Genomic DNA, 20,572 nt, shown 5'->3' with positions numbered 1-20,572 from the left:
GATACTGGCGCGGTGCAGACTGCAGCAGAGGGTGCGGACTGGCCGGCCGTCTCCCCTCGGATCCGGGAGCTGTTCCGCCGGGGCGCGGAGGTGGCCCTCGACCCCCGCGCCGACTGGATCGAGGAGCTGCACCGGGCGTCGCTGGGCACCGAGCGGATGCGCCCGGTCGCCGAGGACCCGGTGCTCGCCGCCGCCACCCGGCGGGCCAACCTGGCCAACCTGCTGCACTGGGCGGCGGCCAACGTGCAGCACCCGGGCCGGCGGGTGCCGGCCAACACCGGCGGGGAGGTGCTGGACGCCGCCCGCGACCTGGTCCGGCGCGGGCTGGACCAGAGCGGGCTGGACGCCTACCGGACGGCGCAGGGCGTGGCCTGGCGGCGGTGGATGGAGATCTGCTTCGAGCTGACCGGCGACCCGGCCGAGCTGCGCGAGCTGCTCGACGTGTCGGCGCTGTCGATCACCACGTTCATCGACGACACGGTCGCGGCGCTGTCCGAGCGGATGGCCGCCGAGCGGGCCGAGCTCACCCGCGGCGCGCACGCCGAGCGCCGGGCCACGGTCACGCTGCTGCTGGAGGGCGCGCCGATCGGCCGGGCCCGCGCGGAGGCGCAGCTGGGCTACGGGCTGACCGGTCCGCACACCGCCGCCGTCGTGTGGACCGGGTCCGGCAGCGCGGCGCCCGGCCAGCTGGAGGCCGCCGCGGAGGCGGTCATGCGGGCGGCCGGCGCGACCCGGCGGCTGACCGTCGTCGCCAGCGCGGCCGCGCTGTGGGTGTGGCTGCCGGTGGGCACCGCGCCGCGGGCGGCGGAGCTGGCCGGGCCGCTGGCCGCGCACCCCGACGTCCGGGTGGCGGTGGGCCGGCCGGGCCGCGACGTCGACGGCTTCCGCCGCAGCCACCTGGACGCCGCGACGGCGCAGCGGATGCTGGCGCGGCTGACCTCCCCGCAGCAGGTGGCCCGCTACGAGGACGTGCAGCTGGTGGCGCTGCTGACCACCGAGCCGACCCAGCTCGAGGAGTTCCTCGCCGGCACCCTGGGCCGGCTGGCCACCGCCGACCCCGACACCCGCGAGGCGGTGCTGACCTACGTGCGGGAGCTCGGCAACGCCTCCCGCACCGCCGAGCGGCTGTACACCCACCGCAACACCGTGCTGCGCCGGCTGGCCCGCGCCGACGAGCTGCTGCCCCGGCCGCTGGCCGAGAACGTCCTCGGCGTGGCCGCGGCGTTGGAGGTGCTGCGCTGGCGCGGCGCGGCGGACTGACGCCCGGCCGGAGCGGACCGACGCGTACCGGTCCGGGGTCGTGACGTCCGTCACTCCGAGGTGGACGATGGGCGGACAGCAGGTGTCGCGCAGGGGGGAGCCCCGGGATGAGCGTCCTCCACCGAGCCGCCACCGCCCGGCGCGCCCTGGCCGCCACGGCGCGCCTCGCGGTGACCGGCGCGCAGGTCGCCGCCGCGCCGGCCGTGCTCACCGCCGGCCTGCTCGGCGTCTCCACCCGCGCCGCGGTGCGCACGGCGGAGGACCTGACCAGCCGGGTCACCGGCCGGCCGGTCGACCTCACCGAGGCCGCCGTCTCCGGCGTCCGGGCCGCCGGCACGCTGCTCACCGGCGCCGACCCGCTGCCCACCGGCCGGCTGCGGGAGCTCGCGCGGGTCGCCGCCGGCATGTTCGAGCCCGACGGCGGGCGGCACACGCCGCGGGTGTGGGCCGACGGGGACCTGGTGCAGGTCGAGCTGCCCGAGTGCGCCCCCGGCGCGCCGCCCGACGCCGGCCGCACGCTGCGCGCGCGCCTCGAGCGGCTCGAGGGCGTGCAGTGGGCCACGGTCAACGAGGTCCTCGGCCGGGCGCTGGTCGCCGTCGACACGCGGCGGGTGGGCGTGGACGACGTCGTCGGGACGGTGCGCACGCTGCAGGACGCCGGCGACCGGCGGGACGTCCTGCGCCAGCCGGCCGACCACCCCGCCGACCTCGAGCCGCTCCTCGCGACGGCGACGGCGCTGGCGGTGGACGCCCTCGGCGTCCTGACCGCGCTCACCGCCCGGGCGCTGCCGATCCCCGCCCTGTCGCGGCACGCCACGCTCGCGGTCACGCTGGTCGACACGCAGGACTGGATCACCGAGCTGCTCGCCCGGCGGATCGGCCGGTACGGCACCCGCCTGGTCCTCGAGGGGCTCTCCGCCGTGCTGCACTCGGCCACCCAGAGCCCGGTCGTCCCGGCGCTCAACGCGGCCGCCTCCGCCCAGCAGGTGCTCGAGGTCCGGGCCCGGCGGCAGGTGTGGCGGCGCCGGGAGGAGCAGCTGTGCCGGCCCGAGCCGGACGGGACCGAGCCGGAGGACCCGGCCCCGGCCGCCCGCGCCGGGGAGCGGCCGGTGCCCCTCCCGCCCGGCGCGGTCGACCGCTACCAGGGCCGGATGGGCCCGACGACGACCGGCGCCGTGCTGGCCGTCCTCGCCCTGACCGGCCGCCCCGGCCGCGCCGCCGACCTGGTCAAGGCGCTCACGCCCAGGGCCGCGCTGGCGGGCCGCGAGTCCTTCGCCGCCACCCTCGACTGGCTGCTGTGCCGCGCGGGTGTGCTGCCCCTGGACGGCACGGCCTACCGCCGGCTCGACCGCGTCGACTGCGTGGTGGTCGACGGGGCGACCCTGTGCACCGGCCCGCCGGTCGTCCTGGAGGCCACCGCCGAGGCCGACGGGTGGGACACCGCCGCCGTGTGGACGGCGGCGGCGCGGCTGCTGGCCGACGGCGACGGCGCGGGCGGCACCCGGCTCGGCCCGCCGCGGGGAGCGCCGGACGCGCCGGGGGCGGCGCTGCGCACGCTGTACGCCGGGCGCCGGCGGGTGGGCACCGTCCTGGTCGCCCCCGAGCTCGACCCGCACGCCGAGGCGCTGCTGACCGCCGCCGCCGGCACCGGCGCACGCCTGGTGCTCACCGCGCACGCCGGCAGCCGGGAGATCGCCGGCGTCGCCGGGGAGATCGCGCCCGCGGACGAGCCGCTGGCCGGCGTCGTCCGCCGGCTGCAGGCCGACGGGCACGGGGTGCTGCTGGTCTCCTCCGCCGACGCGGCCGCGCTGCTGGCCGCCGACGTCGCGGTGGCCCCCGTGCGGCCCGACCGGGCGCCGGCCTGGGCGGCGGACCTGGTGACCGGGACCGGCCTGGCCGACGCCTGCCGGGTGGTGCGGGCCGTGACCGACGCGCGGCGGCTGGCCCGCCGGTCGGTGCAGAGCGCGGTCACCGGCAACGTGCTGGGCGGGCTGCTGGCCGCCGTCGGCTCGGCCCGCGGCGGGCAGCGGCGGGCGACGACCCCGGGCAAGTCCGCGACGCTGTGGACGATGCTCGACGGCACCGTGACGGCGGTCCGCGCCGCCCGCCGGCCCCCGCCGCCCCCGTCGGTGCACACGCCGTGGCACGCCCTCGACCCCGACGACGTCCTGCGCCGGCTGGCGGACCTGCCCCGGGACGGCGACGCCCCGCCCGGCCCGCTGACCCGCGCGTGGCGGCGGGTGGGCGGCACGGCCGTGGTCCGGGTGCCCGTCCGGTTCGGCCGCACCGTCGCCGCGGAGCTCGCCGACCCGCTCACCCCCGTCCTGGGCGCCGGCGCCGGCGCCACCGCCGTGCTGGGCGAGACCGCGGACGCGTTCCTGGTCGGCGGGGTCACGGTCGGCAACGCGCTGCTCGGCGCGGCGCAGCGGATGCGCGCGGAGACGGCGCTGGCCTCGCTGCTGCTGCAGCAGGACGCCCGCGTCCGCCGGGAGGCCGACGGCGGTGAGGAGGAGGTGCCGTCGAGCGCGCTGCGGGTGGGTGACGTGGTCCTCGTCGGCTCCGGTGACGTGGTGACCGCCGACGCGCGGCTGCTGGCCGCCGAGGACCTCGAGGCCGACGAGTCCAGCCTCACCGGCGAGTCCCTCGCGGTGGCCAAGTCGGTGGCCCCGACGCCGGGCGCCGAGGTGCCCGACCGGCGCTGCATGCTCTTCGACGGCACGACCGTCGTGGCCGGCACCGGCCGCGCGGTCGTCGTCGCCGTCGGCCCGGCCACCCAGGCGGGCCGGGCGGCGCGGGCGGCCGGGCGCGGGGCGCCGCCGGCCGGCGTCCAGGCCCGGCTGGCCGAGCTCACCCGCTCGGTGCTGCCGCTGACGCTGGCCGGCGGCGGGACCGTCGCCGCCCTCGGCGTGCTGTGGCGGCGGCCGCTGCGCGAGGCGGTCAGCTCCGGGGTCGCGGTCGCCGTCGCGGCCGTCCCCGAGGGGCTGCCGCTGGTCGCGACCGTCGCCCAGCAGGCGGCGGCCCGGCGGCTGTCGCGGGACGGGGTGGTGGTGCGCAGCGCCCGGGTGCTGGAGGCGCTCGGCCGGGTGGACACCGTCTGCTTCGACAAGACCGGCACGCTGACCGAGAACCGGCTGCGGGTGGCCCGGCTGCTGCCCCTCGGGGACGGTCCGGACGACGGCGAGGACGGCCTGCTGCGCCTGGCCGCGGCCGGGATCGGCGCCGGCGACACCGACGCGCACGAGACCGACCGCGCCGTCGACGCCGCCGCCACCGACCGCGGCATGGCCGGCGGCGGCGAGCCGGAGGCCTCGGTGCCCTTCGCCACCGGCCGCGGGTTCTCGGCGGCGCTGCGCTCGGGCCGGCTGGTGGTCAAGGGCGCGCCGGAGGTCGTGCTGCGGCTGTGCACCGACCCGGGCGACGCCGCGGACCGGGTGCGGGAGCTGGCCTGCGACGGGCTGCGGGTGCTCGCCGTCGCCGACCGCGCGGTGGACGGCCGGCCCGACGACCTCGAGGCGGCGGCGACCGGGCTGACCCTGCGCGGCCTGGTGGGCCTGGCCGACACCGTCCGCGGCTCGTCGGCCGCGGCGGTCGAGCAGCTGACCGCGGCAGGCGTCCGGGTGCTCGTGGCCACCGGCGACCACCCGGAGACCGCCGCCGCGATCGCCGCCGAGGCCGGGGTCCCCGACGCCGGCCGGGTGGTCACCGGCGCGCAGCTGGCGCGGGCGTCGGAGTCCGAGCGGACCGCGCTGGTGCGCGAGGCGGCGGTGTTCGCCCGGCTGACGCCGGAGCAGAAGGTGCTGCTCGTCGGCGCCCTGCGCCGCGCCGGCGCCACGCTGGCCATGACCGGCGACGGCATCAACGACGCCGCCGCGATCCGGCTGGCCGACGTCGGGGTCGGGGTGGCCGGCGCCGAGTCGCCCGCCGCCCGCAGCGCCGCCGACCTCGTGATCACCGACCGGGACCTGACCCGGCTGGTCGACGCCGTCGCCGAGGGCCGCGCGCTGTGGTCCCGCGTCCGGGACGCCGTCGCCATCCTCGTCGGGGGCAACGCCGGCGAGGTCGCGTTCACCGTGCTCGGCTCCGCGCTGGGCGGCCGCGCGCCGCTGGGCACCCGGCAGCTGCTGCTGGTCAACCTGCTCACCGACATGTTCCCGGCGCTGGCCGTCGCCGTGGCCCGCCCGCGGGCGGCCGCCCCGGCCGCGGACGGCGGGCCGCTGGCCGGCCACCCGCTCGCCCCGGTGCTGCTCGCCGGCCCGTACCGCGGCTTCGCCGACGCGGTGCGCCGCCTGGTCGCCGTCCGCGGGGTGGCCACCGCCGCCGGCGCGACCGGCGCGTGGGCCACCGGCCGCGTCACCGGCCTGCGCCGGCGGGCCAGCACGATGGGGCTCGCCGCGCTGATCGCCACCCAGCTCGGGCAGACCGCCTGGGCCGGGCGGCGCAGCCCGCTGGTGCTGGCCACCGCGGCCGGGTCGCTGGTTGCCCTGGCCGCGGTCGTGCAGACCCCCGGGCTCAGCCGGTTCTTCGGCTGCACCCCGCTGGACCCGCTGTCCTGGCTGGTCGTCCTCGGCTGGGCCGCGGCCGGCACCGCCGGCGCGGAGGTCGTCCCGGCCCTGGCCCGCCGGTGGCCGGGTCAGGACGCGACGCGCTCCGGCGCGCCCGACCGGGAGGACCGGGTCATCGCCCAGCCGGCCAGCGCGGCCACCGGGAACATCAGCACCCCGTAGACCGCCGCCGGGACGGCCAGCTCCACGCTGCCGAGGACGCTGATCGCCACCGTGATCGCCAGCGTGCTGTTGTGCACGCCGATCTCGAAGGCGCAGGCGACCGCCTGCCGGTGGCCGACGCCGAGCGCGCGCGGCACGGCGAACCCGGCCAGCAGGCTGAGCGCGCAGAAGGCGAGCGCGACCAGCCCGACCTCGCGCAGGTACCCGGCCACGTCCTCCCGCTCGGCCACCACGGTCCCGGCGATCACCAGGGCGAGCACGACCGCGGACAGCACCCGCACCGGCCGGTCCATCCGCTCGGCGAACGCCGGCGCCGCCCGCCGCACCAGCATGCCGAGCGCCACCGGCACCAGCACGATCGCGAACACCTGCACGGTCTTGCCGAACTGCAGGCCGATCGACCCGGCGCCGGGCGGGTCGAAGACGGTCACGGCGAGGTTGGTCACCAGCGGCAGCGTCACGACGGCGAGCAGCGAGTTGACCGCCGTCAGCGAGACGTTGAGCGCGACGTCGCCACGGAACAGGTGGCTGAACAGGTTCGCCGTCGTCCCGCCGGGCGAGGCGGCCAGCAGCACCATCCCCACCGCCAGCACGGGCTCCAGGCCGGTGGCCACCACGAGGCCGAAGCACAGGGCCGGCAGGACCAGCAGCTGCAGGCCGAGGGCGACGACGGCGGCGCGCGGCCGGCGGGTGACCCGCGCGAAGTCGTCGACGGTGAGCGACAGCCCCAGCCCGAACATGATCACGGCCAGGGCGGCGGGCAGGGCGACGGTGCTGAGGGCCGAGTCCACGGGCGACCTCCGGAACGGCCGCGGCCCCGTCGCCGCGGATCGCCCGGATCCTGGCGGACCGGAGTCCGGCCGCGCGAGCACCGGCACGCGTCCGGGGGAGCCGCCGTGGGCGGTCCGGTGGTTGACGGGGCGTCCGGGCGGGAACCCACCCGGGGTCGCCCACCCGGCAGGGGGAGCGGCCGCGCAGCTCCCGGTGGGGGCCGGAGGAGGCGGGGCGCACCCGCCCGCGTCGGACGGGACGGAGTCGGGCAGTGACCACGGTGCAGCGGGGGAGCCGGACCCTGGGGGACCGCTACGAGCTGCAGGAGGTCATCGCCACCGGCGGCATGGGCCAGGTCTGGCGGGGCCGGGACCACCTGCTCGCCCGGCCGGTCGCGGTCAAGGTGCTGCGCAGCGAGTACGCCGACGACCCGACCTTCCTCGCCCGCTTCCGCAACGAGGCCCGGCACGCGGCGGCGCTCACCCACCCCAACATCGCCACCGTCCTGGACTACGGCGAGGGCACCGACGACGCCACCGGCGAGCACCTGGCCTACCTGGTGATGGAGCTGGTCGAGGGGGCGCCGCTGTCCACCCTCATCGAGACCGAGGGCCCGCTGGACCCCGGTGCCGCCCTCTCGGTGCTGCGCCAGGCCGCGGCCGCCCTCGCCGAGGCGCACCGCGGTGGCGTCGTCCACCGCGACGTCAAGCCCTCGAACATCCTCGTGCGGCCCGACGGGCGGGTGAAGCTCACCGACTTCGGCATCGCCTGGTCGGCCGAGTGCGTGCCGCTCACCCAGACCGGCCAGGTCATCGGCACCGCGCAGTACATGTCCCCGGAGCAGGCCGCCGGCGAGCGGGTCGGCCCGGCCAGCGACGTCTACGCCCTCGGCCTGGTCGGCTACGAGTCGCTGACCGGCCACGCCGCCTTCACCGGCACCAACCCGGTCACCGTCGCGCTCAAGCAGGTCCGCGAGCAGCCCGAGCCGCTGCCCGACGACCTGCCGCCCGACGTCAAGGAGCTCATCGGTGCCGCGCTGACCAAGGACCCCGGCGCCCGCCTGCCCGACGGCGCCGCCTTCCTGGCCGCGGTCGAGGAGGCCCTGGACCCCCGGGCCGCCCCCGTGCCGCCCACCCGCCCGGTGGCGGCCGCCGCCCCCGTCCCCGGGCCGGTCCCGGAGCCCGCGCCGGTCCCCGGGCCGGAGCCGCGCCGGCGCCGGCGGGCGCTGGTCCTGCTGCCGCTGCTGCTGGTCGCGCTCGTCGTCGGCGGCGTGCTGTTCACCACGACCCGCGCCGGTGACGTGCCGGTGGCCGACGCCGCCGAGACGCAGCAGGCCGGGATCGTGCTGCGGGCCGCGGACTTCCTCGGCCGCCCGGTGGCCGAGGTCACCGACGACCTGACCGCCCTCGGTCTCACCGTCGGCCAGCGCGGCGAGCAGACCCCGGACGCGGCTCCCGGCACCGTCGTCGGCCTGGACCCGGTGGACGTGGAGCTGGCCGCCGGCGACCGGGTGCAGGTGGTCGCCGCCGTCGCACCCGACACCGCGGTGCCCGAGCCCGAGGCGCCCGCCGCCGGGCCCGGCCCGTCCGGTGGGTCCGCGCCGGAGGCCCCCGCGGCGACGCCGGAGGCGCCCGCCGCGGACAGCAGCACCCCCGGGACCCCGACGCCGGAGGCCCCGGGCCCGGAGGCCACCACCCCCGAGGTCACGACCCCCGAGGTCACGACCCCCGAGGTCACGACCCCCGAGGCGCCCGCTCCCGAGGCGACCACGGCGGAGAGCCCCGGGTCCGCGGGCACGGCGCCAGAGAGCACGCCCGAGGCCCCGGAGAGCACCCCGTCCGGCAGCACGACGCCGGAACCGCCGGCGCCGGCGACCGGGACGCCCGGGGACACCGCCCCGCCGGCGACGGGGGAGTCCCCGGCCCCGGACGCGGGGACGACGTCGACCGGTGGGGCGCCGGCGACCTCCCCGGCCCCGGACGCCGGCGCCGGCGGGACCGTCCCGCCGGAACCGGCCTGGGACGGCTCCCCGGCGGGACCGTCCCGGTGAACCCGGGGCTAGGGTCCGACGCCATGTCGACGAGGTCGCGGGTCGAGCCGACGGGGAGCGTCCGGGAGCTGGGTCTGCCCGCGCGGGCGGTGGGCGCGCTGACCCGCGCCGGGATCACCACCGTCGAGCAGCTGTCCGCGCTGACCCGCCGCGAGCTGGCCGCCGTCCCCGGGCTGGGACCGGCGATGGTGGCCGCCGTCCGCGCGGTCGTCCCCGAGCCCGTGGCGGTGGGGCTATGGCCGCTGCCCGACGAGGACGACGCGCCGCCGTCCCCGGCGATCCCGTCGTTCGACTCGTTGCGCGCCCCGCGCCGCCGGACCGCGTTCGACGTCCTCGTGCCCGAGGAGGACCCGGGGGAGCCCGCCGGTCCGTCGGTGGTGGCGCCGTCGGACGGGGCCTCCGGCGGGACGCCGGAGGAGGACGAGGAGCCGACCCCCGCCGGGCCGCCCCCCTCCGCCGCGCCGGCCGCCCCGGCGCCGCGGCCGGCCGAGTGGGCCGACCTCGCCGCCCTCGGCGCGCGCGGCGTCCGGGCCGCCGCGGTCCTGCCCTGGCGGGTGACCGGGTGGTGGCTGCGCCTGCCGCTGCGCGTCGTCGGGCGGCTGCGCACCCGCCCCTGACCGGCGTGTGGTCCCCGCCACGGAACGCGGCCGCGGTTTGTCACGGACGGGTAACGGCCGTTACCGTGGCCGAGGCCGTCCGGCCCCGTCCCCGCCAGGGGACCCGGGCGGTCGCCGCCGAGTCGCCCCCTGGGCGAGCCGGGGACCCACCGCAGTACTGGGGTGAATCCCGCACCGGACCCGTGCGTCCGGGCGGGTAGGGCTGCTTCCCGCCCGAACCCGTCAGCTAACTCGGCAGGCGGCTGACGGGAGACCTGCACCCATGCCCTCGAGCACCACCCCCGGCCGCCCCGGCGCGTCCGCAGACCGTTCCGACCGCCGCCGCCCGCCGGCCGCGCACCGCCGTCCGGGCCTGTACCTGGGCGTCGCCGCCGCCGGCGCGGTCCTGGTCAACGTCCTGGTCGGCCCGCAGCCGGCCGCCACCGCCGAGGCCGGGACGGCGAGCGGGTCGGTCGCCGTCGCCGAGGCGCTGGGGCTGTCGGCGCAGTCCGGCCCGGTGACCGCCACCGCCCCGCCGGACCTGGCGCCGCTCGAGGACCTCGCCGCCACCCGCAGCTCGCGGGAGGCCGCCGAGACCGCGGCCCAGCAGTCGCAGGCCGCCGCCGACCAGGCCACCGTCGACCGGCAGCGGGCCGAGGCCGAGGCCGCCGCCCGCGCCGCCGCGGAGGCCGCCGCAGCCGCCGCGGCCGCCGAGGCCGCCGCCGCGGCGGAGGCCGCCGCAGCCGCCGAGGCCGCCGAGGCCGCCGAGGCCGAGGAGGAGGCCGGCCCGGCGGAGACCGCGGGCACCACCGTCGTCTCGGCCGTCGCCCGCATCACCAACAGCACCGGTCCGGTCGAGCCGCAGGTGCAGGCCGCCGCGGACGCCGTCGTCAGCAACGTGCCGGGGGCGGACGCGATCACCCTGGGCGGCACCCGCGCCAGCGCGGCCGACCCGGGCGGCCACCCCTCCGGCAGGGCGCTGGACTACATGGTCATGACCGACGCCGCCCTCGGCGACGCGATCGTCGCCTACCACCGCGCGCACTGGGACGAGCTCGGCGTCGACTACCTGATCTGGGAGCAGCGGATGCTGTCCTCGCCGAACGGGTCGTGGCAGACGATGGAGGACCGCGGCGGCACGACGGCCAACCACTTCGACCACGTGCACGTCAACTACCTCTGACCGCCCTCAGCGCTCGCCCGGGTAGGGCGGCGCGCTGTCGGCGACCACCGCGCCGCGCTCGCCGAGCGGCCGCTCGGGGCCCACGGTGGAGTCCCGGGCGGTCTGCCGCTCGGTCTCGGCGTTGACGACCGCGCCGACGAGCACGAGGAAGACCGTCGTCCACAGCCAGAACATGCTGATGGCCACGCCGGCGAGCGAGCCGTACGTCGCGGAGTAGTCGCCCAGGCTGCGGACGTAGGCGAAGAAGCCGATCGTCGTCGCGAGCCACAGCCCGGTGGTCAGCGCCGCTCCGGGGGTGATCCACCGCCACCGGGCCTGCCTGCGGTCGGGGCCGAACCGGTAGAGGACGGCGAGCACCGCGCTCATCAGCACCGCCGCGGCGACCCACGTCAGCACGGGGGCGACGTCGCGGACGGCGCCCGGTGCCCCGGCGAGCGCACCCGAGACCTCGCCGGCGCCGGCGATGATCCCGCCGAGCAGGACCGCGCCGCCGAGGACGAGGACGAGCGCCAGCGCGCTGCGGCGGAGGAAGCCCCGGGTCTCGGTCTCGTGGTACGCGAGGGTCAGCCCGTCGATCAGGTAGGTCATCGCGGTCGTCGCCGTCCACAGCGCCGCGGTCAGGCCGCCGAGCCCGCGCCAGGTGTTCACGTGCGTGGAGGCGGTGGTGATCGTCGTCAGCTGGTCGACCACCAGCGACCGCAGGTCCTCCGGCAGCATCCCCGCCACCCCGGACAGCTGGTGCAGCGCGTCCTGCGGGGTGTTGACGACGCCGTACACCGAGACCGCCGTGACCAGCACCGGCGCCACCGACAGCAGCGCGAAGAACGCCACCGCCGACGCCTGCACCATGAGCCGGTCGCTGAGCACGTGGCGCGCGACGCGGCGCAGCACCCGGCGCCAGTCGCGGGCGGTGAGCCGGTGCGGCGAGTGTGCGTCGGCCGCCGCGCCGACGGGCGGCTGCCGGGTGCGCGCTCCACCCCCTGTCATCGCACCATCGCACCGCCGGACGCGACCGGCCGCAACGCGGCTCCCCGGACCCGGCCGTCCGGTCCCCTCCGGCGTCGGGGAGGCTGGCTGTCCGTGACCGCCCCGGGACGCGCGCGTGACTGACCTGCTCCTGCCGGAGGGCCTGACGCCCTCCCTGCTCGCCCTCGTGCTCGTCGCGGCGCTGGCCGCCGGCTGGGTGGACGCCGTCGTCGGCGGCGGCGGGCTGATCCAGCTGCCCGCGCTGCTGCTGGTGCCGGGCCTGGCCCCGGTGCAGGCGCTGGCCACCAACAAGCTGGCGTCGGTGTTCGGCACCACCACCAGCGCGGTCACCTACCAGCGGCGGGTGCACCCGGACCTGCGGACGGCGCTGCCCATGGCCGCGGTCGCCCTGGTCGGCTCGTCCTGCGGGGCGTCGGTGGCGGCCCTGCTGCCGGCCGCGGTGTTCAAGCCGGTGATCGTCGTGGCGCTGGTCGGCATCGCGCTGTTCACCGCGTTCCGCCCGGCGCTGGGGGAGGTGACGGCGCTGCGGCACACCGGCCGCCGCCACCACGGCACCGCGCTCGCCGTCGGGGCGGTGATCGGCTTCTACGACGGCGTCCTCGGCCCCGGCACCGGCTCGTTCCTCGTGTTCGCCCTGGTGTCGCTGCTGGGCTACGACTTCCTCAACGCCAGCGCCAAGGCGAAGATCGTCAACGTCGCGACCAACCTCGGCGCGCTGGCGTTCTTCGTGCCGCACGGGTCGGTCGTCTGGGGCCTGGGCCTGTGCCTGGGCGCGGCCAACACGCTCGGCGGCTACGTCGGCTCCCGGACGGCGACCTCCCGCGGCACCGGGTTCATCCGCGTCGTGTTCCTCGTCGTGGTCACCGCGCTGGTCGTGCGGCTCGGCTGGGACGTGTGGACGGAGAACGTGCGCGCCGCCGGCTGAGGAGCCGGAGCCGATGGGCCCTCGACCCGGCGCGGACGCCGTGCCAGCCTGGGTCGCCGGTCCGGGGTCCGGCGCCGGTGCGCGCCCAGCCGACCCCGTCGCGGGCCGGGCACGACCGACAGGCGGCAGCCGATGGAACCCGTCGCACCGCGGACGCCGGACCCCGCCGAGGAGGTCCGCCCCGGCACCCGGTGGCTGCTGACGGCCTTCCTCGCGCTCACGCTGCTCGCCGTCTCCGAGCTGCTGCTGCTCGCCGACGTCGCCGACCGCTTCTGGGCCTGGTCCATCCGCACCGAGGCGACGGCCGCGTTCCTCGGCGCCGCCTACACCGCCGGCGCGGTGCTGTCGGTCCTCTCCCTCCGGCAGGACCGGTGGAGCCGGATCCGGGTGCCGGTCCTCACGGTCACCCTGTTCACCGTCCTCACCTGCGCCGCGACGCTGATCCACACCCACCGCCTGCACCTGCTCACCGGCGGGCCGGTCGCCCGGGCGGCGGCCTGGGTCTGGCTGGCCGTCTACCTCGTCGTCCCGGCGCTGTGCCTGGCGGTGGTCCTCGGGCAGGAGGTCCGCCGGGGCCGGCGCCCGCCCGTGCGGCTGCCGATGCCGGCCCGGCTCACCGCGCTGCTGCTCGTCGAGGGGGCGCTGCTGGCCGCGGCGGGCGCGGTCCTGTTCGCCGGCGGGCTCACCGTGCACCACCACGTGGAGACCGTCACGTCGTTCTGGCCGTGGGAGATCACGCCGCTGAGCTCGCAGGTGATCGGCGCCTGGCTGCTCGCCCTCGGGTTCGCCGCGGCGCTGTCGGTCCGCGAGCGGGACCTGGACCGGCTGGGCGTCGCGGCGGTCACCTACACCGTGTTCGGCGCGCTCGAGCTCGTGGTGGTGCTCTGGTACCGCCGCGACGTCGAGGCCGACGACCCGTGGCTGTGGGCCTGGGTGGCCCTGCTGGTCGCGGTCGTGGGCACCGGCGCGGCCGGGATCCGGGCCGCCCGGCCCACGTGGTCGCGCCGGCCGGGCGCGCCGGTGCGGTGACCGGGTCCCCGCCCGGGGCGGGGCGGGGACCCGGCCCGCTCACGTCCCCCGCAGCTCGCGGCGGAGGATCTTGCCGGTGACCGTCTTCGGCAGCTCGTCGAGCACGACCACGCTGCGCGGGTACTTGTAGGCGGCCATCCGCTCCCTGCAGTGCGCGATCAGCTCCTCCGGGGTGGTGCTGGCCCCCGGCCTGAGGCTGACGAACGCCTTGACCGTCTCGCCGCGCTTCTCGTCGGGCACGCCGACGACGGCGGACTCGCGGACGGCGGGGTGCTCGGCCAGGACGTCCTCGACCTCGCGCGGCCACACCTTGTAACCGGACGCGTTGATCATGTCCTTCTTGCGGTCGACGATGAACACCCAGCCCTGCGGGTCCATGAACCCGACGTCGCCGCTCCTCAGCGTCCCGCCGGGCAGGTTGGTCGCCGTCTCCTCGGGCTTGCCCCAGTAGCCGGCCACCACCTGCGGGCCCTCGGCCACGATCTCGCCGACCTCGCCCAGCGGCAGGTCCTGCCCGTCGTCGCCCTGGATGCGGACGACGGTGTTCGGCGCCGGCACGCCCACCGACAGTGCGCCCGAGTTCGGGTCCACCGGCGACGGCGACCCGAACGGCGTCACCGTCATCGGCGACGTCGTCTCGGTGAGGCCGTAGGCGTTGTGCACCTGCTTGCCGGTGGCCTCGAAGAACCCGCGCTCGGCGGCCGGGGAGATCGCCGCCCCGCCGGAGTAGACCGACGTGAACGAGTCGAAGTGCTCCTTGCGGAACCCCGGGGCGTTGAGCAGCGCGCTGAACGCGGTGATCGCGCCGATGGTGAACGCCGGCCGGTGCTCGAGGAACGCGTCGAGCACCACCTGCGGCTCGAACCGGTAGGCCAGCACCAGCGGCGCCGGCACCAGCATGCTCACCGCCACGTGGCCGATCAGGCCGGTGATGTGGAACAGCGGCGCGATGCCGAAGATCGCGCCGTCCCGCCCGGCGTGGGTCCAGTCGCGGTAGACCTGCGCGGTGAAGCAGACGTTGCGGTGGGTGTTCATCGCGCCCTTGGGCACGCCCGTCGTCCCCGACGTGTAGGTCAGGAACGCGACGTCGTCGGGGCCCAGCTCCACCGGCGGCGGGGTCTGCCCGCGGTACCGCTCGACGAACTCGAGCAGGTCGGTGGTGCCCTCGTGCCGCTGCCGGGTGACGCCGGCGAACAGCCGCTCGTCGTCGCGGGTCTGCAGGTCCAGGCCGCTGGTGGTGAGCACCAGGCGGACGTCGGTGCCCGGGACGACGTCGCGGGCGACCTCGTCGTAGAGGGTGTCCAGGCACAGCAGCACCGTCGCGCCGGAGTCGGCCAGCAGGTAGGACAGCTCCCGCGCCCGGCTCATCGGGTTGATCGACACCATGACGCCGCCGGCCTTCCAGGTGGCGACCATGGCCAGGACGAACTGCGGCACGTTCTGCAGGTAGACCGCCAGCCGGTCACCGGGCCGGAAGCCCGACTCCAGCAGCCCGGCGGCCATCGCGTCGGTCATCGCGTCGAGGTCCCGGCGGACGACCGTGCCGTCGAAGTAGCGCAGCGCGTCGCCGTCGGGGTCGCGCTGCACGCCGGCCCGGAACATCGACAGGGCGTCGCCGAACTCGATGTCGTAGTCCGGCGGCTGGTCGCCGTAGAGCGCCAGCCAGGGGCGGTCGTCGTAGGCGCTCACGACGGGCTCACTTGAGGACGACGGGGTTGACCGGCGAGCCGCTGGCCTTGTGCACCTTGAGCGGCGCGGCGACGTAGAGGCCCTCGTACTGCCCGTCCTCGGCGGAGTCGGCGGCCAGCGCCTCGAGGTCGGCGATCTCGGTGAGGGTGACCCCGAGGTTGCGCATGAGCGCGTTGTGCAGCACCAGCGCGACGCCGTTGTTCGGGTCGGTGGTGACCTCGTTGGCGATGGTGTCGGTGACCAGGTTGGGGATCTCCATGTCCTGGAACCACCGCACCAGCTCCGGGCTGTAGACCAGGCCGGGCTCGTTGAAGCCGTCGTAGAAGGCGTCGCCCTGGTCGAAGAACAGCTGCAGGAAGTTCGTCCGGATGATCAGGACGTCCCGCTTCCGGATCTCCACGCCCTGCTGCTCGGCGCAGGCGAGCAGGTCCTCGTGGGTGAAGGTCTCGCCCTTGTCGAGGGTCGGCTTGCCGCGGAAGCGGGCCATGTCCAGCAGCACGCCGCGGCCGACGACGCCGCGCTGCGCGATCGGCTCGACGCTGGCCTTGTCCATGCCGCCGACGGTGGTGCGGGCGTCGTAGCCGTTCCAGAGCTTGCCGCCGTACCAGACGTGGCCGAGGCCGTCGTACTGCGTGGAGCCCTGGAGGAAGGCGTTGATCTTGTCGTCGGCGTAGTGCAGGCCGCCGGGGTACTGCGGCGCGTCGTCGGAGTCCCAGGTGGACTCGTCGAGGATCTGGGTGCGCTCGGCGGGGGAGCGGCCGGGCCACACCGGGTCGCCCTTCGGGTCGCCGATCAGCCGCTGCAGCGTGAACACCTTGCCCTGCCGGACCAGCCCGACGGCGGCCAGCACCTGCTCGGGGCCGAGGTAGTTCAGCGCGCCGACCTCGTCGTCGTCGCCCCACTTGCCCCAGTTGGTGGGGGAGTCGGCGAGCAGGTCGTCGAGGGCGGGGACGGCGGTGGTCTCGGGTTCTGCGGTCACGGCTGACCTCCAGGGGAAGGTTGGTGGGCGCACCCGACCCTGCCGCGCTGTGGTCCCCGCCACAAGGAGGGTGCAACGATCCGTGCAACCGGATCCGCCCGAGCCGAGGAGGCCGACATGACCGCCGAGTCCGTGTTCACCTACGGGGCGCCGCAGCTGAAGTTCGGCAGCGGGGCGTCGGAGGAGATCGGCTACGACCTCAGCCGCTTCGGCGTGCGGCGGGTCCTGGTGGTCACCGACGCCGGGGTGTCGGCCACCGGCCTGCCGCAGCGGGTCGCCGACCAGATGGGCCGCTTCGGCATCGAGGCGGGGGTCTACGACGGCGTGCACGTCGAGCCGACCGACGTCAGCCTGACCGAGGCGATCGAGGCCGCCCGCGAGTCCGGGCCGTGGGACGCGTTCGTCGCCGTCGGCGGCGGGTCGAGCATCGACACCGCCAAGGCGATCAACCTGCTCACCACCAACCCCGGCGAGCTCCTGGACTACGTCAACGTGCCGGTGGGGAAGGGGCAGGCGCCCACCGAGCAGCTCAAGCCGCTGGTCGCCGTCCCGACGACGACCGGCACCGGGTCGGAGAGCACGACCATCTGCGTCATGGACGTGCTGGCGCAGCGGGTGAAGACCGGGATCAGCCACGCGCGGCTGCGGCCCACCCTCGCCGTCATCGACCCCGACCTCACCGTCACCCAGCCGCCCGGGGTCACCGCCGCGGCGGGGATGGACATCCTGTGCCACGCGCTGGAGAGCTACACCGCCCGCTGGTACACGACCTACGACCGCAAGGCCCCCGAGCAGCGGGTGCCCTACTGCGGGTCCAACCCGATCTCGGACATGTGGTCGGAGAAGGCGCTGTCGCTGCTCGCGGGCTCGTTCCGGCGGGCGGTGCGGCACGGCGACGACACCGCCGCGCGCGGGGACATGGCGATGGCCGCGACCTTCGCCGGCATGGGCTTCGGCAACGCCGGGGTGCACGTCCCGCACGCCAACGCCTACCCGATCGCCGGGCAGGTGAAGGACTTCCACCCGAAGGACTACCCGGCCGGCGAGCCGATGGTGCCGCACGGGATGTCGGTGGCGCTGACCGCGCCGGAGGCCTTCCGGTTCACCTTCGAGGCCGCGCCCGAGCGGCACGTCCGGGCGGCGCAGCTGCTCGCCCCGAACGCCGGCGAGCCCGACGACCCGGCCGAGTTCCTGCCCACCGTCCTCACCGACCTGATGCGCGACATCGACATCCCCAACGGGATCGCCGCGGTCGGCTTCGACGAGGGCGACGTCGACGACCTGGTCGAGGGCACGATGAAGCAGCAGCGGCTGCTGGCCACCTGCCCGCGGGAGGTCACCGCCGAGGACGTCGCCGGCATCTTCCGCCGCTCGATGTCGCTGTGGTGACGTCGCTGTGGTGACGTCGCTGTGGTGACGTCGCTGGGGTGAGCCCGCGCCGGTGACCCGGGGCCGCCCCGCGCCGCGGATCAGCCCGCCGGGACGATCGTCTTCGTGACCTGCGCCGAGGCGACGAGGGCGCCGTCCACCGTCGCCTCGGACCGCAGGAACGCCACCCCGCGGCCGCGGCGCAGCACCGAGCCGGTGACGTCGACCCGCGCACCGGCGCGCACCGGGCGCAGCAGCGAGGCGGTGAGGTCGTGGGTGACCGCGTGCTCGGCGTCGCCCAGGGAGGGCAGCAGCGCCAGGAAGGCCGCGACGTCGAGGAAGGTGTAGACGACGCCGCCGTGCAGCAGCGCCGCCTGGTTCTGCGCGGGCGCGCCGACGGGGAACCAGATGCCGGCGGTGGGGTCGGCGGGGTCGCGCAGCTGCATGCCCAGGTGCCGGTGCAGCGGGATGTCGAGGACCGCCTGCACCCGGGCGGCGCCGACGTCGGGCGAGCTCACCGGCGGGCCGGCAGGTCGAGCACCCGGCGGGTGGGCAGCGCGGCGATCGCGGGGACGCCGGGCGCCGGCCCCGGCGGGTGGTGGAACGGCACGACCTCGGCCACGGGCGGCTCCTTCGTCGGGTGGTGGTCCGGCCACGGGACCCGCGTCGGACCGTAACCCGCGGGACCGGGGCCGCCCCGCTCAGGCGGTCAGGCGCTGAGCCGCATGCTGCGGCGGGCCAGGCGCACCCGCCGCCGCTCACGCTCGGACAGCCCGCCCCAGATGCCGAAGCGCTCGTCGTTGGCCAGCGCGTACTCCAGGCACTCGGTGCGGACGTCGCAGCCGGCGCACACGCGCTTGGCCTCGCGGGTCGAGCCGCCCTTCTCCGGGAAGAAGGCCTCGGGGTCGGTCTCGGCGCACAGCGCGTCCAGCCGCCAGGTGGCGTCGCCGCCGGACAGGACGCTCCAGACCGAGCCGGCGAGTGCGTCGGGCTGCGCGGAGGACTCGGTGATCAGGCTGAGGCGGGAGGTCGGCACGGGGGGCTCCTCGGGGTCTGGGAGGTGGCGTGACCCGTGCGTGACGGACGGGTACGCCCTGACTGCTGACAGTGACGTTACGGAGTGCCCGACCCGTCGCGCACCGTCAGAACATCTGCGGAACCTGGCCGTCCGGTTGTCAGATCATGCCGGAGACGACGACGCCCGGAAGTCCTTCCGCGGGAGCTGTCGATCTGGTGCGGTGCTGCGTGTCGTAGAGGTGGAGGGCCCGGCAGGCGGGCCCCCGGAGCCCGGAGGACACCATGACGAAGTACCTGGTCCTGATCTACGAGGACGAGGCGCAGTACGCCACCGCGACCCCCGACGTCTACGGCGAGATCATGGCCGAGCACGAGGCCTTCTCCGCGGGCGTCGAGCAGCTGGGCGCAAAGCTGCTCGGCGGTGAGGCGCTGGAGCCGACGACGACCGCGACCAGCGTGCGCGGCGGCGAGGTCACCGACGGCCCGTTCGTCGAGACCAAGGAGGCCCTCGGCGGCTACTACCTCGTCGACGCCCCCGACCTCGACACCGCGCTGGCCGTCGCGCGGACGGTGCCGGCCCGCTTCGGCGGCGTCGAGGTCCGCCCGGTGATGACCTTCGACTGACGTGGCCCTCCCGACCGCCGACGCCGTCGCGGCCGCGGTCGCCGACGCGCACCGTCGCGAGTGGGCCTTCGTCCTCGCCGCGACGGTGCGCGTCACCCGCGACCTCGACGTCGCCGAGGAGTGCGTCCAGGACGCCTTCGCCGCGGCGCTGACCGACTGGGCCGCGCACGACGTCCCCGCCCGGCCCGGCGCCTGGCTCACCACCGCCGCCCGGCGGCGGGCGCTCAACGTGCTGCGGCACCGCGGCGTCGAGCGGCGGCACCTGCCGCTGCTGGTCGAGGAGGACGTCGCGCCGGCGCTCGTGGACGAGGCGCACGGCTACCCCGACGACCGGCTGCGGCTGGTGGTCACCTGCTGCCACCCGGCGCTGGACCGCCCCGCGCAGGTAGCGCTGACCCTGCGCCTGGTGTGCGGGCTGAGCACCGCCGAGGTGGCCCGCGCCTTCCTCGTCCCGACGGCGACGATGGCCGCGCGGATCACCCGCGCCAAGAAGAAGATCGCCGTCGCCCGCATCCCGTACCGGGTGCCGCCGCCCGCGGAGCTGCCCGAGCGGGTCGACGCCGTCCTGTCGGTGGTGCACCTGCTGTTCACCATCGGCCACACCACCCCGGCCGGGGAGGACCTGGTGCGCCACGACCTGGTGGAGCGCTCGGTCGGGCTGGCCCGGATGCTGCGCCGGCTGCTGCCGGGCGACCCGGCGGTGGCCGGGCTGCTCGCGCTGCTGCTGCTCACCGACGCCCGCCGCGAGACGCGCACCGGCACCGACGGCCGGCTGCTGCTGCTCGAGGAGCAGGACCGCACCCGCTGGGACCGGGCCGCCATCGCCGAGGGCGTCGCGCTGGTCCGCGAGGCGCTGCGGGCCCGGCCGCCGTCGCGGTACGCGCTGCAGGCGGCGATCGCCGCGGTGCACGCCGAGTCGCCGTCGTGGGCCGACACCGACTGGGCGGAGATCGTCGCGCTCTACGGAGTCCTCACCGCGGTGTGGCCCTCGCCGGTCGTGGCGCTCAACCGCGCGGTCGCCGTCGGCTTCGCGTCCGGGCCCGCGGCGGGGCTGGCCGCCCTCGACGAGCTGGCCGCCGAGCCGCAGCTGGCCGGCTACGGCTACCTGCCCGCGGCCCGCGCGGACCTGCTGCGGCGCCTCGGCCGGGTCGCCGAGGCCCGCGACGCCTACGCCGAGGCGCTGCTGCTCACGGAGAACGCCGTCGAGCGGGAGTTCCTCGCCGGCCGGCTGCGCGAGCTCGGCTGAGCCAGGCCAGGGCGGTCGGCGAGGCTGCGACTCGATCACGGCCCGGCGCGGGGTGTTGTGTCCCACACGTCTCAGCGCTGAGATACCCGCACGATCTCCCAGCCGGTCGACGACGGGATGTGCC

At 77.1% G+C, this 20,572-nt stretch carries 16 protein-coding genes and 1 riboswitch; of the genes, 10 read left to right on the top strand and 6 right to left on the bottom strand.

What is annotated here, in order from left to right; translation table 11 throughout:
- The first annotated feature begins 12 nt into the window (after positions 1 to 12).
- On the top strand, positions 13 to 1,260 hold the full coding sequence (locus ACI8AK_RS13860) for a PucR family transcriptional regulator (RefSeq protein WP_456956687.1): 1,248 nt from the start codon (positions 13 to 15) through the stop codon (positions 1,258 to 1,260).
- Positions 1,261 to 1,367: 107 nt separating this feature from the next.
- Positions 1,368 to 5,984: an HAD-IC family P-type ATPase gene (locus tag ACI8AK_RS13855; protein ID WP_456956685.1), complete on the top strand. Its 4,617-nt coding sequence runs from the start codon at positions 1,368 to 1,370 to the stop codon at positions 5,982 to 5,984.
- Here ACI8AK_RS13855 and ACI8AK_RS13850 read toward each other — a convergent pair.
- Positions 5,891 to 6,775: a bile acid:sodium symporter family protein gene (locus ACI8AK_RS13850; protein ID WP_456949807.1), complete on the bottom strand. Its 885-nt coding sequence runs from the start codon at positions 6,773 to 6,775 to the stop codon at positions 5,891 to 5,893. The genes ACI8AK_RS13855 and ACI8AK_RS13850 overlap by 94 nt on opposite strands.
- A gap of 251 nt (positions 6,776 to 7,026) precedes the next feature.
- On the opposite strand from ACI8AK_RS13850, the gene ACI8AK_RS13845 reads away from it, so the two are divergent.
- From ACI8AK_RS13845 to ACI8AK_RS13835, 3 genes are all read left to right on the top strand, one after another.
- Positions 7,027 to 8,805, top strand: coding sequence for a protein kinase domain-containing protein (locus tag ACI8AK_RS13845; protein ID WP_456956683.1), 1,779 nt, complete (start codon positions 7,027 to 7,029; stop codon positions 8,803 to 8,805).
- 23 nt (positions 8,806 to 8,828) lie between these two features.
- Positions 8,829 to 9,422: a DNA-directed RNA polymerase subunit alpha C-terminal domain-containing protein gene (locus ACI8AK_RS13840; RefSeq protein ID WP_456949809.1), complete on the top strand. Its 594-nt coding sequence runs from the start codon at positions 8,829 to 8,831 to the stop codon at positions 9,420 to 9,422.
- A gap of 105 nt (positions 9,423 to 9,527) precedes the next feature.
- A riboswitch (cyclic di-AMP (ydaO/yuaA leader) is annotated at positions 9,528 to 9,678 on the top strand.
- Positions 9,679 to 9,684: 6 nt separating this feature from the next.
- Positions 9,685 to 10,584, top strand: coding sequence for a hypothetical protein (locus tag ACI8AK_RS13835; protein WP_456949810.1), 900 nt, complete (start codon positions 9,685 to 9,687; stop codon positions 10,582 to 10,584).
- A gap of 6 nt (positions 10,585 to 10,590) precedes the next feature.
- Here the strand turns inward: ACI8AK_RS13835 and ACI8AK_RS13830 are convergent, their stop codons facing one another.
- Complete coding sequence (locus ACI8AK_RS13830) at positions 10,591 to 11,571, bottom strand: YihY/virulence factor BrkB family protein (protein WP_456956682.1); 981 nt, start codon at positions 11,569 to 11,571, stop codon at positions 10,591 to 10,593.
- A 115-nt stretch (positions 11,572 to 11,686) separates the two neighbouring features.
- On the opposite strand from ACI8AK_RS13830, the gene ACI8AK_RS13825 reads away from it, so the two are divergent.
- Together ACI8AK_RS13825 and ACI8AK_RS13820 are read left to right on the top strand one after the other, a co-directional pair.
- Positions 11,687 to 12,496 carry a sulfite exporter TauE/SafE family protein gene (locus tag ACI8AK_RS13825; protein ID WP_456902200.1) on the top strand — a complete coding sequence of 270 codons (810 nt, stop codon included), beginning with the start codon at positions 11,687 to 11,689 and terminating at the stop codon, positions 12,494 to 12,496.
- A gap of 132 nt (positions 12,497 to 12,628) precedes the next feature.
- Positions 12,629 to 13,525 carry a hypothetical protein gene (locus ACI8AK_RS13820; RefSeq protein WP_456949812.1) on the top strand — a complete coding sequence of 299 codons (897 nt, stop codon included), beginning with the start codon at positions 12,629 to 12,631 and terminating at the stop codon, positions 13,523 to 13,525.
- Between the two features lie 39 nt (positions 13,526 to 13,564).
- Here the strand turns inward: ACI8AK_RS13820 and ACI8AK_RS13815 are convergent, their stop codons facing one another.
- Entirely contained in the window at positions 13,565 to 15,214 is a 1,650-nt protein-coding gene (locus tag ACI8AK_RS13815) for an AMP-binding protein (protein WP_456956680.1), read from the bottom strand.
- A 7-nt stretch (positions 15,215 to 15,221) separates the two neighbouring features.
- Positions 15,222 to 16,193, bottom strand: a complete 972-nt coding sequence (locus tag ACI8AK_RS13810; protein WP_387988902.1) for a cyclase family protein — start codon at positions 16,191 to 16,193, stop codon at positions 15,222 to 15,224.
- Between the two features lie 117 nt (positions 16,194 to 16,310).
- Between ACI8AK_RS13810 and ACI8AK_RS13805 the strand changes: the two genes are divergently transcribed.
- Positions 16,311 to 17,582, top strand: a complete 1,272-nt coding sequence (locus ACI8AK_RS13805; RefSeq protein WP_456956678.1) for a hydroxyacid-oxoacid transhydrogenase — start codon at positions 16,311 to 16,313, stop codon at positions 17,580 to 17,582.
- A gap of 80 nt (positions 17,583 to 17,662) precedes the next feature.
- Here ACI8AK_RS13805 and ACI8AK_RS13800 read toward each other — a convergent pair whose 3' ends face one another.
- Entirely contained in the window at positions 17,663 to 18,079 is a 417-nt protein-coding gene (locus ACI8AK_RS13800) for a PaaI family thioesterase (RefSeq protein ID WP_387988904.1), read from the bottom strand.
- Between the two features lie 191 nt (positions 18,080 to 18,270).
- Complete coding sequence (locus ACI8AK_RS13795; protein WP_456902202.1) at positions 18,271 to 18,597, bottom strand: WhiB family transcriptional regulator; 327 nt, start codon at positions 18,595 to 18,597, stop codon at positions 18,271 to 18,273.
- Positions 18,598 to 18,860: 263 nt separating this feature from the next.
- Between ACI8AK_RS13795 and ACI8AK_RS13790 the strand changes: the two genes are divergently transcribed.
- Both ACI8AK_RS13790 and ACI8AK_RS13785 read left to right on the top strand, forming a co-directional pair.
- On the top strand, positions 18,861 to 19,202 hold the full coding sequence (locus ACI8AK_RS13790) for a YciI family protein (RefSeq protein ID WP_387988905.1): 342 nt from the start codon (positions 18,861 to 18,863) through the stop codon (positions 19,200 to 19,202).
- Position 19,203: 1 nt separating this feature from the next.
- Positions 19,204 to 20,448 (top strand): RNA polymerase sigma factor, encoded by a 1,245-nt coding sequence (locus ACI8AK_RS13785; RefSeq protein ID WP_456956676.1) that lies wholly within the window; start codon positions 19,204 to 19,206, stop codon positions 20,446 to 20,448.
- The last annotated feature ends 124 nt before the right edge of the window (positions 20,449 to 20,572 follow it).

Source organism: Geodermatophilus sp. SYSU D00867, from assembly GCF_054050315.1.
The sequence above is the reverse complement of the archived record's forward strand: the minus strand, read 5'-3'. Positions and strand labels throughout refer to the sequence as shown.

Bases quoted from the DNA above. Each gene is read 5' to 3' on its own strand.
- ACI8AK_RS13855 (WP_456956685.1), top strand. From the start codon at position 1,368: ATGAGCGTCCTCCACCGAGCCGCCACCGCCCGGCGCGCCCTGGCCGCC.
- ACI8AK_RS13840 (WP_456949809.1), top strand. From the start codon at position 8,829: ATGTCGACGAGGTCGCGGGTCGAGCCGACGGGGAGCGTCCGGGAGCTG.
- ACI8AK_RS13835 (WP_456949810.1), top strand. From the start codon at position 9,685: ATGCCCTCGAGCACCACCCCCGGCCGCCCCGGCGCGTCCGCAGACCGT.
- ACI8AK_RS13830 (WP_456956682.1), bottom strand. From the start codon at position 11,571: ATGACAGGGGGTGGAGCGCGCACCCGGCAGCCGCCCGTCGGCGCGGCG.
- ACI8AK_RS13820 (WP_456949812.1), top strand. From the start codon at position 12,629: ATGGAACCCGTCGCACCGCGGACGCCGGACCCCGCCGAGGAGGTCCGC.
- ACI8AK_RS13805 (WP_456956678.1), top strand. From the start codon at position 16,311: ATGACCGCCGAGTCCGTGTTCACCTACGGGGCGCCGCAGCTGAAGTTC.
- ACI8AK_RS13790 (WP_387988905.1), top strand. From the start codon at position 18,861: ATGACGAAGTACCTGGTCCTGATCTACGAGGACGAGGCGCAGTACGCC.